This is a genomic window from Lacticaseibacillus sharpeae JCM 1186 = DSM 20505, from assembly GCF_001436225.1.
Classification (GTDB): Bacteria; Bacillota; Bacilli; order Lactobacillales; family Lactobacillaceae; genus Lacticaseibacillus; species Lacticaseibacillus sharpeae.
Genome location: NZ_AYYO01000056.1, coordinates 58,008 through 71,677, shown reverse-complemented (window position 1 = coordinate 71,677; position 13,670 = coordinate 58,008). Strand labels below are relative to the sequence as shown.

At 55.7% G+C, this 13,670-nt stretch carries 15 protein-coding genes and 1 tRNA gene; 5 read left to right on the top strand and 11 right to left on the bottom strand.

The genetic code is table 11. The features are described from left to right. Nucleotides 1-51: 51 nt before the first annotated feature. The 3 genes from FC18_RS11095 to FC18_RS11085 all read right to left on the bottom strand — a co-directional run bounded on the left by FC18_RS11095 (nt 52) and on the right by FC18_RS11085 (nt 3,878). Nucleotides 52-1,821, bottom strand: a complete 1,770-nt coding sequence (locus FC18_RS11095; RefSeq protein ID WP_191983040.1) for an ABC transporter ATP-binding protein — start codon at nt 1,819-1,821, stop codon at nt 52-54. 1 nt (nt 1,822) lies between these two features. Then, complete coding sequence (locus FC18_RS11090) at nt 1,823-3,541, bottom strand: ABC transporter ATP-binding protein (RefSeq protein WP_056976315.1); 1,719 nt, start codon at nt 3,539-3,541, stop codon at nt 1,823-1,825. Between the two features lie 253 nt (nt 3,542-3,794). Next, nucleotides 3,795-3,878, bottom strand: a tRNA-Leu gene (locus FC18_RS11085). A gap of 169 nt (nt 3,879-4,047) precedes the next feature. Between FC18_RS11085 and FC18_RS11080 the strand changes: the two genes are divergently transcribed. From FC18_RS11080 to FC18_RS11070, 3 genes are read left to right on the top strand one after another with little or no spacing between them, the layout of a single operon-like run. Then, nucleotides 4,048-5,352: a Y-family DNA polymerase gene (locus FC18_RS11080; RefSeq protein ID WP_054675591.1), complete on the top strand. Its 1,305-nt coding sequence runs from the start codon at nt 4,048-4,050 to the stop codon at nt 5,350-5,352. Next, nucleotides 5,345-5,695 carry a hypothetical protein gene (locus FC18_RS11075; RefSeq protein WP_054675588.1) on the top strand — a complete coding sequence of 117 codons (351 nt, stop codon included), beginning with the start codon at nt 5,345-5,347 and terminating at the stop codon, nt 5,693-5,695. Before FC18_RS11080 ends, FC18_RS11075 begins: the two co-directional genes overlap by 8 nt. Next, nucleotides 5,692-6,063, top strand: coding sequence for a hypothetical protein (locus FC18_RS11070; RefSeq protein ID WP_054675585.1), 372 nt, complete (start codon nt 5,692-5,694; stop codon nt 6,061-6,063). The genes FC18_RS11075 and FC18_RS11070 overlap by 4 nt, the downstream gene beginning before the upstream one ends. Here the strand turns inward: FC18_RS11070 and FC18_RS11065 are convergent, their stop codons facing one another. Next, nucleotides 6,064-6,549 carry an NUDIX domain-containing protein gene (locus tag FC18_RS11065; protein ID WP_056976313.1) on the bottom strand — a complete coding sequence of 162 codons (486 nt, stop codon included), beginning with the start codon at nt 6,547-6,549 and terminating at the stop codon, nt 6,064-6,066. 122 nt (nt 6,550-6,671) lie between these two features. Between FC18_RS11065 and FC18_RS11060 the strand changes: the two genes are divergently transcribed. Further along, the gene (locus tag FC18_RS11060) at nt 6,672-7,019 is read left to right on the top strand and encodes a DUF2200 domain-containing protein (protein ID WP_054675578.1); all 348 of its coding nucleotides are present in this window, start codon (nt 6,672-6,674) and stop codon (nt 7,017-7,019) included. Between the two features lie 41 nt (nt 7,020-7,060). Here FC18_RS11060 and FC18_RS11055 read toward each other — a convergent pair whose 3' ends face one another. The 7 genes from FC18_RS11055 to FC18_RS11025 all read right to left on the bottom strand — a co-directional run bounded on the left by FC18_RS11055 (nt 7,061) and on the right by FC18_RS11025 (nt 12,132). Next, nucleotides 7,061-7,456, bottom strand: a complete 396-nt coding sequence (locus FC18_RS11055; RefSeq protein ID WP_056976311.1) for a MerR family transcriptional regulator — start codon at nt 7,454-7,456, stop codon at nt 7,061-7,063. Between the two features lie 58 nt (nt 7,457-7,514). Next, nucleotides 7,515-8,117 (bottom strand): NAD(P)H-binding protein, encoded by a 603-nt coding sequence (locus tag FC18_RS11050; protein WP_156300748.1) that lies wholly within the window; start codon nt 8,115-8,117, stop codon nt 7,515-7,517. A gap of 17 nt (nt 8,118-8,134) precedes the next feature. Next, entirely contained in the window at nt 8,135-9,466 is a 1,332-nt protein-coding gene (locus FC18_RS11045; RefSeq protein WP_056976309.1) for an MFS transporter, read from the bottom strand. Between the two features lie 152 nt (nt 9,467-9,618). After that, nucleotides 9,619-10,656 carry a zinc-dependent alcohol dehydrogenase family protein gene (locus tag FC18_RS11040; protein ID WP_056976307.1) on the bottom strand — a complete coding sequence of 346 codons (1,038 nt, stop codon included), beginning with the start codon at nt 10,654-10,656 and terminating at the stop codon, nt 9,619-9,621. A gap of 167 nt (nt 10,657-10,823) precedes the next feature. Then, nucleotides 10,824-11,144 (bottom strand): carboxymuconolactone decarboxylase family protein, encoded by a 321-nt coding sequence (locus FC18_RS11035; RefSeq protein WP_056976305.1) that lies wholly within the window; start codon nt 11,142-11,144, stop codon nt 10,824-10,826. A gap of 1 nt (nt 11,145) precedes the next feature. After that, nucleotides 11,146-11,559 (bottom strand): cupin domain-containing protein, encoded by a 414-nt coding sequence (locus FC18_RS11030; protein ID WP_054675570.1) that lies wholly within the window; start codon nt 11,557-11,559, stop codon nt 11,146-11,148. A 153-nt stretch (nt 11,560-11,712) separates the two neighbouring features. After that, nucleotides 11,713-12,132, bottom strand: a complete 420-nt coding sequence (locus tag FC18_RS11025; RefSeq protein WP_054675567.1) for a Gfo/Idh/MocA family oxidoreductase — start codon at nt 12,130-12,132, stop codon at nt 11,713-11,715. Nucleotides 12,133-12,430: 298 nt separating this feature from the next. Here FC18_RS11025 and FC18_RS11020 point away from each other — a divergent pair, with 298 nt between their 5' ends. Then, nucleotides 12,431-13,609, top strand: a complete 1,179-nt coding sequence (locus FC18_RS11020; protein WP_054675564.1) for an AbrB/MazE/SpoVT family DNA-binding domain-containing protein — start codon at nt 12,431-12,433, stop codon at nt 13,607-13,609. Nucleotides 13,610-13,670 lie beyond the last annotated feature (61 nt).

The following is a 13,670-nucleotide window of genomic DNA, read 5'->3' as shown; positions in this document are numbered from 1 at the left end:
CTCGGTCACCTTGACGCCTTCAAGCGCTTCGCTAATCGAGTTCTCAATCTACTAACTATTGTACAACCGGTAATAATATCCGTGCTTGGCCAGCAAGTCTGCGTGCGTCCCCTGCTCCACGATGCGGCCGTCATCCACCACCAGAATCTGGTTGGCATTAGCAATTGTGGACAAACGGTGGGCAATGACGAAACTGGTCTTGCCCGCCATCAGTGCCGTCATCGCTTTTTGCACCTGAACCTCGGTGTTCGTATCGATGGACGAGGTCGCTTCATCGAGCACGAGCACGGGTGCACCCGTGATGAACGCCCGGGCAATACTTAGCAGTTGGCGCTGACCTTGGGACAAGCTGCTGGCATTTTCGGTCAGGACCGTGTCGTAGCCATGTGGCAACTGGCGAATGAAGCCATCCGCGTTAGCCGCCTTGGCCGCCGCCACCACTTCGGCATCGGTCGCATCCGGTTTGGCGTAGCGAATATTATCCTTCACGCTGCCAGTAAACAGGTAAGATTCTTGCTGCACCACCGTGATCAGCCGGCGCAGACTGGCCCGCTTAATCGTCGTCACGTCGCGCCCATCGAGCAGGACGTGGCCGGAACGCAGCGGGTAGAGGTTCGTGAGCAGGTTCATCATCGTCGTTTTCCCCGCCCCCGTTGGCCCGACAATCGCCACCGTGTCCCCCGGCTTAGCGGTCACGTTGACGTCGTGCAGAATCACCCGGTCAGCGTACGCGAACGTCACGTGGTCAAACTGGACGTGGCCGCTAGTGGTATTCACCGCTGCGGCATCTTCCGCATCGGTTTCTACCGGCTTGTCGATTACTTCGAAGACCCGTTCCGCACTAGCTAAGGACAGCTGCAGGGTATTGATGAGGGACAGAATGTTGTTGATGGGCCCAGTGAAGTTACGCAGGTAGATGAGGAAGGTGAAAATGACGCCGACCGTGATGCCCGCATAACCATAAACAATGGCCAGCGCCCCGGCCGCCGTAATCAAGAGGTAGGCGATGTTGTTGGTCATGTTGTTGAACGGACCCATGGTGCCACTGAATACCTGGGCGCGGAACGCCGCCCGGGTGTATTTGGCATTCACTTGCTGAAACCGATTCAGGGTCGCGGTGCCGTGGCCAAACAGCTGCACCACCTGCTTACCCGAAACGGCCTCCTCAATCTGGGTGTTGAGTTCGCCCAAAGCGTCTTGCTGGGTCACGAACGCCGTCTGCGTCATCCTGGCCACGAACCGGGTGAACAAGTAGGTCATTCCCGAGCTCAGCAGCACAATCACCGTTAATAGTGGGCTCAAAATGAGCATTGCCGCCAGCATCCCCACTACCGAAACAATCCCGGTGAACAGCTGAATGAACGTCTGCATGAGCGCCATGTTGATGTTATCCACATCGTTACTCAGTCGGCTCATGATGTCCCCGTTACCGTGCACGTCAAAATAACGCATTGGCAATTGCTGCATCCGCGCGAAGATGTCGTGGCGAATCTGGGCACTCGTATCCTGGGCCACCTTAATCATCACCCGGTTCTGCCAGTACGTGAACCCACTCGCGATGAGGTAACTCACGGCCATGATGGCACAGACAAGTGCGAGCGCGGATAACCGGTGGTGGGCAATGTACGTGTCCACCACGATTCCGTTATAGCGGGTCCCCACGATGGTCGTCACCGTGGTCATCAAGAACACGCCCAGCAGCGCCATGCGGTAGTTACCCAAATACCGAACAAGGCGGATGATGGTGCCCCGGGCGTCTTTGATTCCGACCTTTTCACCGCGCGGGATGTAATGCCGGTGCCGGCTTCCTGGTTGCATCATGTTAATCCACCTCCTTTGCATGCAGCTGCGTTGCCGCTAATTCCTGGTAGAACTGTGAGGTACGCATTAACTGCGCGTGCGTGCCCTTGTCCGTGATGCGGCCGTTTTGCAGCACAATAATTTGGTCGCAAGCCATGACGTTGGTCAATCGCTGCGAAATAATCACCGTGGTGCGGTTCTTCCGGCTGGCAGTCAGTGCCGTGCGGATTTGCGCGTTAGTGGCTTGGTCCACCGCCGATGTGGCGTCATCGAGCACCAAGATGTCTGGATCCGGCGCTAGGGCGCGGGCAATGTTCAGCCGTTGCCGCTGGCCACCAGAAAAATTGCGGCCCATCTGTTCCACCGTCACGTCATAGCCGTTATCCTTGGCGAGGATGAAATCTTCCGCCTGTGCCACTGTTGCCGCAGTCTGCAGCGCCGCTTGATCGGCATCCGGGGCCCCATAGCGCAGATTCTCCGCTACGGTGCCAGCAAACAGCGTGCTGTCTTGAACCGCCACCGTGATTTTTGCGTGCAGCGCATCCGCACGTAAGGTGCCAATATCCTGCCCGCCAATTTTGATGGTGCCCCGATTACCCGTGAGCAACTTGGTCAGGAGGTTAATCAGGGTTGATTTGCCCGCACCCGTCGTGCCGATAATGCCCAGCCACTGGCCGTCCGCCACCTTAAAGCTGACGTCCTTGATGATGTCGTCGCGGTCGCTGTAGCCAAACGAGACGTGGTCGAACGTCACGGAACTGCTGGCCGGCAGTTCCGCTGTGGCCTTAGTTTCCGTAGCTTCAGCTTCATCCAGCACGGCCCGCACCCGCGTTGCCGAGGTGCTCGCCCGGGAGAAGGTCGTGATGGTGTTGACCATGTTAATCATCGCGTTGGTAATCTGAATCATGTAGTTAATGAACGCAATGATCTGGCCGTCCGTAATGCCGCCCACGGCAAATTTGTGGCCCCCGAGGTACAGCGCAAGGACAACCCCGAGATTGAGCATGAGCATAATCACCGGCGACATGATGATAGTCGAGCGCTGGGCCCGTTCGCTCTGGTCGCGCAGCTGCGCGTTGGCCACCTTGAATTGCTGGTACTGCCCCGGCTCCAATACGTACGACTTAATGGTCTTGATTCCATTGAGATTTTCCCGCATCACCCGGTTCAACTGGTCAATTTTTTGCTGCGCCACCGTGAACAGCGGAATACTGCGGTACACAATGTAGAACATGAAGGCCATGAGGAGCGGCATGATGATGAACAGAATCCACGCGAGTTGCGGGCTCACAACGACCGACATAATCATCCCACCCAGCAGCCACATGGGCGAGCGCACGAGTGACCGCGTCAGCATCATCACGAGGTTTTGCATCTGCGTGACGTCGTTAGTAATCCGCGTAATGATGGTCGCCGGCTCTAACCCGCCAATCTTGCGACTCGCCAGGGCAACCGTCAGCATGTGTTCCCGCAGTTTGGCCCCCATATTCAGCGACGCGTAGTTGGCCAGGGCGCCACAGCCAGCCCCGCAAACTAGGCCCGTGACCGCAAACAGGAGCATGATTACGGCGGTGCGCACAACGTAGTGCATGTCGCCGCGACCCAAGCCGTTATCCAAGATGTTCGCCATGAGTGTTGGTTGCTGCAGGTCGCAGAACACTTCGCCCAGCATCACGATGGGCGCCAGAATGAAGCAAAGGCGGGAAAGTCCGTGCATGTGTTGCCAGATTGTTTTAAGCATGTTCCCTCCACGTAACGGTATGTATTTGCCTAAGTCAGTAGATGCAAAATGGGTCATGAATCCCTTAGTCTAGTTTAAAGGACTAAGAATCCCTGACCCATTATTGCTGCGTTACTTTAAGCTCCATTACCCTTATAGATGATAATTATGCGCGCAAAACCGGCCGCTTGGCAAGCCGGTTTATTCACCTTGGGCACAAAAAAACGCACCTAGTTTCCTAGGTGCGTTCGCGTTGTTGCACTGGGCAACTATCTGCCGCAAACAGGAGTCGAACCTGCACATGGTTTCCCATACAGCGACCTGAACACTGCGCGTCTGCCAATTCCGCCATTGCGGCAACAACAGAAGTTAGTATATCAGGAATGGACAACTTTGCCAATACTTTTGTTACAAAAGTCTCCGGAAAAATTTTTTGACCCCCACCGCTAAGTTTACGGTTGAAAAATAGAACGGACGTTCGTATAATAAACTCGTACGAACATTTGTTCTAAAAGGAGGCTTCGCGCATGCTAAATTACGCCAACGAACCACACGGCATCTTCTTCTTGATTGATAGCAAATCGTTCTACGCCTCAGTGGAGTGCGTGGCGCGCGGACTGGATCCCCTTAAAACGGCCCTGGTCGTGATGTCGGAGCAGGAGAACACCAACGGCGGCCTCGTCTTGGCCACCTCGCCCGTCGCCAAGAAGGAATTCGGGCTGCAGTCCAACGTTTCCCGGCAACGGGACCTGCCCCAAAGCCCCGATTTGTTCGTCGTCCCGCCGCGCATGAACCTGTACATCCAGAAAAACCTGCGGATCAACAGCATTTTCCAACGCTTCGTCGCCCCTGAAGACCTGTGGCCGTACTCGATTGACGAGTCCATCTTGGACATTACCCGGTCCTGGCGCCTGTTCGGCAAGACGCCCATGGCTGTGGCCGAACGGATTCAAAACGTCATTCACGATGAACTGGGCATTTATACAACCGTGGGCATCGGCGAGAACCCCGTTCAGGCCAAACTAGCACTGGACCTATACGCCAAGCACGCGGATAGCCGTATCGGCGTGATTACATACGCCACCGTCCCCGACAAAATCTGGCCCATCACCGACATGACCAGCGTCTGGAGTATCGCGCACCGCACCGCCGCGCACCTCGCCCGCATGAACATCCACTCCATGTGGGACCTCGCCCACAGTAACCCCTACGCCATTAAACAGGAAATGGGGCTGGCGGGTGAACAACTCTTCGCCCTGGCCTGGGGCGTTGACCGCGCACACCCCGCCACACCAATTCGGGTGCACCATCCCTCAATCAGTAACTCGCAGGTACTGCCCCGCGATTACAAAATGCAAAGTGAAATCGAGCTGGTCATCAAGGAGATCGGCGAGCAGGTGGCTTCACGTCTGCGCCACCACCACTACCAGTGCGCCCAAGTCAGCCTAGGCGTCGGCTTTTCCTACGCCGGCGCCGAACTGGACGGCCGTTCCGGTTTCCACGGCGCCCTGCGCATCGATGTGACCAACAGCAACACCGACATCGTGGCGGCCCTCATCCGCATCTTCCGCAGCCAGTGGGCCAATCAACCTGTGCGTAACTTATACGCTGGGTGCGGGCGGCTCAGTCCCGATACGGGGCAACAGCTGAACTTATTCACACCCATCAAGGCGCAGATTAAGAACGTCAACCTGGAGCGCACCGTCGACAGTATTCGCCAGCGATTCGGGTTCACCAAGCTCGTGTACGCATCCAGCAACGTTCACGGCGGCACCGCCATCAACCGGGCTAGCCTGGTTGGCGGCCATAACGGAGGCAACGCTTATGACTAATCCCCAAGTGGATAAAATAGAACTTAGTAAATATTCACAGGTGATTTACGCCCGCGCCCAGGAGTTATTCACCAAGCACCGCAACACCCGCTACTGGCTCACCGTCGTCAATGAAAGATACGACCAGCAATTCAACTTCTTCTTCAACATCGTTCCCCGCGGCCAGCGGCACAAGTCCATCCCGCTGCACACACTGGAACGCTACAGCCTGCCGCTGCTGGAGCGCACGGTGGCCGAGTTGCGCAGCGTTTTGCCCGTCACGTACGAGTTTGTCGGCTTCACCGGCATGACCTGGCCGGAATCGGGGCGCGTCATCCAGTACCGGCGCGAGTTCGACGAATGAACTTCCAAAATGGCTGGTCGGAGGAGCTCGTCCAAAACTATTTCAGCCACGACTACCGCGACCGGGGGATGACTAAGTGGCAGGGGTATTACCTTTCTGATCACACTAGCGCTCTGAACAAGGCCAAACACGCCGCCGCCCGCACGTTCCCCGCCCGCCCGCAACAGAGCCAAGAAAGAATCGGGGCGCTACTGGCCAATGCGTTCGCCAACAACCACCCCGTCGCTATTCAGTTAGCGTCGATTTCGCCGGACGGCTTATTCGGCCCCGACATCATGGGCATGGTGCGCGGCTACACCGAAACTGACGTCGTCATCGGCAGCGACGAAATCAACTTCGAAACCATTCGCAATGTGATTGTCCTGTAACTAGCGGTAAGACACCGCGTGTTGGTACGGCGCACCCATGGGCAACAGCGCGTCCAGTGCATTGGGCAACAAATGCCCCTGCACGGAAGTTAATGGCTGCCAAACCAGCTTGGTGTCGGGTGCGAGGTCGACTTCATCCAGATGCAAATTCACCACGTGTGTGGCCTGTTTGTCAGTGAGGAGCGCCCGACTAATGAGAATAATCTGGTGGTAATCAACCCCAGCAAGCGTGAAAAACGCCTCAACGGTTCCCGCGGGTTCGAAATCCAGCTCCGTCAATTGCAACTCCTCTTGCACCTCACGGACAGCCGCAGCTATTGCCGACTCGCCGAACTTAACGGCCCCACCAGGCAGCTTGAACATTCCGGGTTGATCTGCTTCCGGGGTCACCAACAGCCTGCCCGCATTTTCAAGTAAGACCGCCGCCCGCACGTTAAACCGCTGCGTCGCGTTCAAAAAGTAACGAATATCTCCTGGTTCCTGCATCACGCACCTCCGCCATCTAATCGTGGGCTAAGTTTAGCGCGCTTGGGGTGCTTAAACAATACCCAAAGCGCCGTAAATATGCGAAAATAGGGGCAAACAAACACCGCACTGGAGGCTTACCAATGGCACGCACACCAATTACCGACATGACGTTCAGTTCCATTTACCCACTCTATTTGCAAAAGGTCGCACGCAAAGGCCACACCGAGGCGGAACTGAACACCGTCATTAGCTGGCTAACTGGCTACGACGAACAGGGACTGCAGGAACAACTTAAGTCAGCTGCCACCTTCAGCACCTTTTTCGCCCAGGCCCCGCAAATTAATCCGCACGCAAGCCGCATCAAGGGCGTAATTTGCGGCGTGCGCGTTGAGGACATTGAAGACCCCACCGTGCAGCAAATTCGTTACCTCGACAAGCTCGTCGATGAGATTGCAAAGGGCAAAAAGATGACCAACATCCTGCGTTAACGCATAGTGCAAAACAACCCATGCCGCGGCATGGGTTGTTTTTATTGCTGCTCTTTTTCTAAGTTACGCAGTTCTTCCTCGGTCGCCACCATGTGGTCGTCGAAGTGTGTTAGCTTCCACTGAAGGTGATCAATTGCGGCCTGCAAGTCGTCCCGCTTCTCTTCCATAATGGCAAGCTGTTCCTGGAGCAGCACTTTTTGTTCGGCCAGATTGTTCTCTTGCGCGTCGAACAGCTGGATATACCGGCGCAGTGCCTCAATGCTCATCCCCGCACCGCGCATCTGCTTGGCGAAGTTAATCCGCCGAATAATGCGGTCATCAATCTCACGTACGCCGGCCGGGCTGCGGTCAATGTCCGGAATCAGCCCTTCTTTTTCGTAATACCGAATCGTTGCTGCTGGAACCCCAGTCTGGGCGCTTGCTTCCTTGATGTTCATCGCGTACCTCCGTTTTTGATATTAAATAAATTATGCACTTCTAGCGTCGGAGTTGCCACTACTGCGGCCGGTTAATCCCGATACTTTCACGGGCGTACAGTTGATTATCCGCCAATAGTGCAACCACTAACTGTGCAATTGCCCGCCGCGAAACATCGTGACCGCCAAAGGGTGCGCCTTCCCGGGTAACTTCGTAGTCATCACTGCCGTTATCAAACCAGCCGGGGCGAATCACCGTGTAGTTCAGCGTTGACGCCGCAATAATGTCCGCAGCTTCGCGGTAAGGCCGCAAAACTGGATTGTGGTGCAGATTGCCCTGGGCGCCGACACTCGCGGGAATTTCGTCGTAAATCCCCATCGAGGAAATAAAGACAAGCCGCTGCGTCTTGCTTCCAGTCATCGCGGCCGTCACCGCCGTCGCGATTGCGGGCAACGCACCACTGACGGCCACAAAGACCGCATCCACATCCGTTAATGCTTGCGCGACTGCCGCAGCATTGCGGGCATCCAAGTTGAGTGCAACTTCGCGCTGCCCGTCAATTTGCATCGTACTGGCATGCCGGGAAGTAAGCACTAGCTGGTAATCCGTTGTCTGGAGCAATTGCGTGCGCACTGCGCGGCCAATTGAGCCCGTTGCGCCAATAAGTAAAATTTTCATCATTATCTCCTTTGTGCGCCTTAAGCGCGCTTGCCCGGCCGGACAATGTTCAAGGTTGCAAGTAACGCAAGCAACATAAAGCCGGCCATTAACCATGCCGAATGGTTGTATACGGCAACTGGACTACTAAAGTTTGCCGTCAGCGCCACAATCACGGACAACCCAAACGAACTACCAATCTGGTGCACTGTATTGACCACGCCCGAAGCGGAACCGGCAATCAAGACATCCGTGTGGGCAACACCAGCCACCGTAAGCGGACTGAGGGACAGCCCCTGACCAATCCCGATGATGACCATCGGGACGGCTAAGGCCCAGAAATATCCGCCGTTGATGCCCACGATTGCACCCATGATCACACCAACGAACGTAATCAGGACACCAGCAGTCAGCAGTTGATTGTTGGTAAAGCGGTCATTGAGCCGTGCCAAAATTGTGGCGGAGAGGAACTGCGGAATCGTTTCGGCCAAGAAACCCACAGCCGCCATCAAGGGGGTGTAGCCATAAACGTTTTGCATCGCTTGCGGCACCAAGAAAAAGTAGGAAATCATCGCCCCGAGGTAGAAGAAACGTGCCACATAGGCACTACTGCGCTCACGGCTTTTAAACAACTGCAGCGGCATAAGTGGTGATTGCTGGTGTGCCTCGACAAGGACAAAGGCAATGAGCGCAAATGCCGCAATAATCCCGGCTACCCCGCGAAGTACCGTCCCGTTAATACTATAGATGAGACCTGCAAAACCGACCACTGAGGTAATGGCCCCCGGCCAGTCCAACCGACCGCCCTGACCCGGACGCGCCGGCACGAAGATGATGGTGAGCACCAGCAACATGATTCCCACCGGCACGTTGAGCAAGAAGCCGTCCCGCCAGGTCAGGAAGCTGGCAATGAAGCCCCCCACTACCAGCCCAAAGCTGGCGCCAATCCCCGCGGTCGCACCGTAATAAGCAATCGCCTTGGTGCGCATATTGCCTTGGTAACTATCCATTAATAAGGCCAACGTGGTCGGTGCCAAGATTGCCGAGCCTACGCCCTGCAACGCCCGCATGGCGATAATCATCGCCCCATTTTGCGCCAGACCCACAAGAAGCGAGCCTAAGGTGAAAATGACTAAACCGAGCGTAAACACCCGCCGGCGCCCCAGAATGTCGCCGGCCTTCCCGCCCAGCATGAGCAGTCCGCCAAAGGTTAGCGCGTACGCATTGGTCACCCACGCCAGCGCCTGGGCATCCATTTGCAGGTCCTGCGCGATTTTCACCGTGCTGGTAAACACAATTGAATTATCCAGTAAAATCATAAAGTAACTAATCAAGATAATGGGCAAAACCGGCCCAAATTTTTGTTTTTGCATTAATAGCTCCAATCAAGTCGTCATGTAAGTCAGGCCATTTCCTAACTGATGAATTCAGCTTAAACCTTAAAGTTCACTTTAAGACAAGGGCTAATTTGCAAAAAAATGCCCCAATCCACAAAAACATTCGTGGATTGGGGCAAACAGCCAATTTACATAATAATCAGTGACTTAATCGCCGTCCGCTGGTCCATTGCGGCGTACGCGTCCTGGATGTGATCTAGATCAAACCGCTGCGTGAACACCTTGCCGGGGTGGATCTGCCCGTTCAAGACCGCCTGCAGCAGCACATCGCGGTCGTGGGTGGTCACACTAGCAATCCCGCCGCGCAAGCCGATGTTGCGCCAGAACAAAGCGTTGGTGTTCATCTCGGGCTTTTGCGGAATTCCTACCCGGCCAACAACACTGCCGGGGCGGCCCACCTGCACGGCGGTTGCCACCGACTGCTCGTTGCCGACACATTCGAGTACGGCATCCGCGCCGGCCCCGGCAGTTAATTCCATGACCCGCTGCACTGCTAAGTCGCCGCGTTCTGGCACCACGTCCGTCGCGCCAAACTCACGGGCGAGCTGTGCTCGGTCTTCGTGGCGGCTCATCGCAATAATGCGCTTTGCCCCCAGCAGCTTAGCGGAAAGAACCCCGGACAGGCCGACCGCACCATCACCCATAACGACCACGGTGTCACCAGCGTGCACCTCAGCCGAAACGGCGGCGTGGTAGCCCGTTGCCATCACGTCCGACAACGCGAGCAGGTCATTCAGCTGGGCATCCGTATAGTCTTCCGGCTGGCCGGGCACCTTAACCAGGGACCAATCGGCGTTTTCGTAACGCAAGTATTCCGCCTGGTAGCCCACGGGACTGCCCTGGTGGTGGAAGGTCAGGCAGTTGCCCTCAAAACCGGCCAGACAAGCTGCACAATGCCCGCAGCCATGGGTGAACGGCACGATGACGAAATCGCCAGGTTTAACGGCAGTGACCGCAGCGCCCACGCTTTCAACCACCCCGATGGCTTCGTGGCCCACGGGTTCGTTCGCCGGCCGCTTCGACAATCCGCGGTACCACCACAAATCTGAACCACAGACACACGCCCGCACAATCTTGATGACTGCATCCGTGGGGAATTCCACCACTGGCTGGGGTAATTCGCGGGCTTCCATTTGCCCTGGCTTAACAAAAATCGCTGCTTTCATGCTCAGTCCTCCTCTGCGGTCAGCGCGCTGCTGACCACAATCCACTAACATCATTGAATTACCTTACCGTACACCTTAAAGCCCACTTTAAGGCAAGCACCAATTCCATTTTCGCATAAATTCACCCAGCAAAAAACCACCCCGGGGTAATTCCGGGGTGGTCAATCTTATTCCGTGTAAATCTTCTTGGCAAGGCCAAATGCGGACCACGCCTTGGGCCAGCCAGCGTAAAACGCGAGGTGCGTGATTAACTCCACCATCTCGTCCTTGGTCACGCCGTTGGTCTTCGCGATGCGCATGTGCGCTTCAAGCTGGGGGAACAACCCCTGCGCCATCAGTGCGGACACCGTAATTAGGCTGCGGTCGCGGGCGGACATCTGCTCCTCGCGGGCCCACACCTCACCGAACAGCACGTCATCATTTAATTCCGCGAACTTCGGGGCAAAATCCCACAGCTGGTCGCGGCCAGCCGTTTGTTTTTGGGCCATCTTAGTCCTCCAATGCGTCATACTGTGCGTCGCTGACTGGTTCCAACCACTCTGGCGTCCCGGCCGTAATGGCAATGTGGCTGAACCAGCTGTCCTTCGTGGCGCCGTGCCAGTGCTTCACGCCGTCGCAAGTGACGACCACATCCCCCGCGTGCAACTTGCGCGCGGGTTGGCCTGCATCCTGGTACCAACCAGTTCCGGCGGTCACCAGCAAAATCTGGTAACCATCGTGGTGAATGTGCCAGTTGTTGCGGCACCCCGGCTCGAAGGTCACGTTGCCGACCCCGACGTTCACGTCCTTATCGGCCACAAGGGACTGCAAATAGCTCTGCCCCGTGAAGAACTGTTGGTAGGCGTCGTTCTTGGGTCCCATTTCAAAAATCCCGTTTTTGACTGTTTCTGCGTTGTTGCTCATGTGTCCACCGTCCTCGATTAGTAATACATTCATTTTAAGCCCGATGCATTCATGCACAAAATGCTTATTTTGTCCCAGTATATGCTCTGAAGGCATTGTATTGTGGACAAAAAACCGCCACCCAGGTTCGATGACGGTTAAACATATTTGAATTTAAATGACGGGGTCAAAATCGAAGGCCAGCGGTTCAGTCAGCGCGTTCGCCACAATCGTTAGTTCCTCCGCCAGGGCTTCCCGGTCGTTGTGCGCAACCCGAATCAAGTCGCCGTGCTCCGGCAAGTTCGGCACGTTGTCCGCAATCAGCACGGTTTTGCCCGCACGCAGCGCCTTCAGCACAACGCTTTGCACGTGGGGCACCGTTGACGCCACGTAAACTACATCAATGTCGGTGCGCTTCAGCAATGGCCGCACCTGCATATAAATGGAGTCAATCTCATGCTTCATGCTGAACTGTACGTTGCATTCGAATGTATCCGCGTAGGCAGCGTTCACGAAATACCGGCCGTCTTCCCGGATTGCGGCGAGTACGTTATCAGTGTTCGCGTCAATTCCAATCAGTGCAAGATTAAGCATCAATTCTCCTCCTTACCTGCATGCGGGCGCGTTGGTCCGCACACATATCCACATCTTCATCGGTGCCGCGCATCCCCCAGACTCGATGGACGGCACCACTTTTTTAACAGCATTATCCATTCTACTATCTTTTTGTAAGCATGTCAATATTTTCAGAAAATGTCTGGCCAGCTGACACGAAAATGAAAGCCAGCAGCGAGAGCCCGCCAGTATTTCTGTGCGGGTAACAAAAGTCACACACGATTTAGGTTATAATAAACTGCAGCAATGTTACTGGGACTAATGGGGAGGAAAAATATTGGGTGCAACAACCAAGCCGGTGATTGTGCGCTTACCGGCGGAAATTCAGGCACAACTGGGCGTCAAATCAAACACGCCAATGCAACTATCAATTCGCAATGGGCGCATTATCATTCAGCACACGGCGACTGACCGAATTAACCACAATCGGCTGTTCCTCATCTGGCCGCTGATCGCCGCGTTAATCACGACCATCGGCAGCTATATCTACTGGCTCAGCAAGGGACTAACTTACGTCCCCCTGTCCGGTGACGTCTCCGTTGCCAGCTTCATCATCGGCATTGGCGTGGTCACGGGCGTCACGTTGTTCACCGCGTTTTTCATCCGCAGCCGCAATGATGATCAGGGGCGGTTCTCCAGCCGCATTTACTGGCGGAACTTGCCCGTCATCATCATCTCGTTCACCATCATGCTGGGCCTGGCACTACTCGGGATTACCTGGCTGCTCGGAACCCTATTTCCGGGCGCGACCTTCGATGCCTTCACCGCGGCGCTGATTCTCCTGCTGCTGACCTTCATCGCGGATGCGTTCATGGTCGCAGCGGCCATCACCATCAACGCGACCATCCTGATACAGCTGCTGACCACCGTCATTATTACCGGCGTCGTCGTGGCCATGGCCGCAAACGGGGAGCGCCGCTGGTGGCAACACAACCTGAGCTTCCTCGGCACCAACATGGCCAGTAACTCCTGGCAGTTCAACCTGACCCTCATCATTACCGCCCTGCTCATGGTGGCGCTCATCGATTACATCTTCGTCACCTTGCGCGAGCGCTACCCCGAGAATCGCCGGCTCATCGTCCTGCGTATTCTGCTCACCCTAATCTCCTTAGAGGTCGCCTGCGTCGGGATTTTCCCCAACAACGCCGCGTCCCACTTCCTGCACGACCAGGCGGCGGGTCTGCTCATCATGACGATGGTGGTACTCATCATCGGCGTGCGTTGGCTCCTCCCGAACTCGTCCCGCGAGTTTCTCATCACGTCCTACGTCGTCGCCGTGCTGTTATTACTCTTGGATTTGGGTTTTCGCTTCTTCAAGTATCCGTCCCTGACCTCGTTTGAAATCCAGGCATTCATCCTGGCGTTTGGCTGGCTGCTCCTCCTCTTCAACCGCCTGCAAGCGCTGATGGCCCAAGGCGTGATGCGCTGGCCCGTCGTCATTCGCCGCCTGCATTAATTCAGACATCAAAAAAGGTTCGCCGCATTTACGTCATTGCGTAAATGCGGCGAACCTTTTT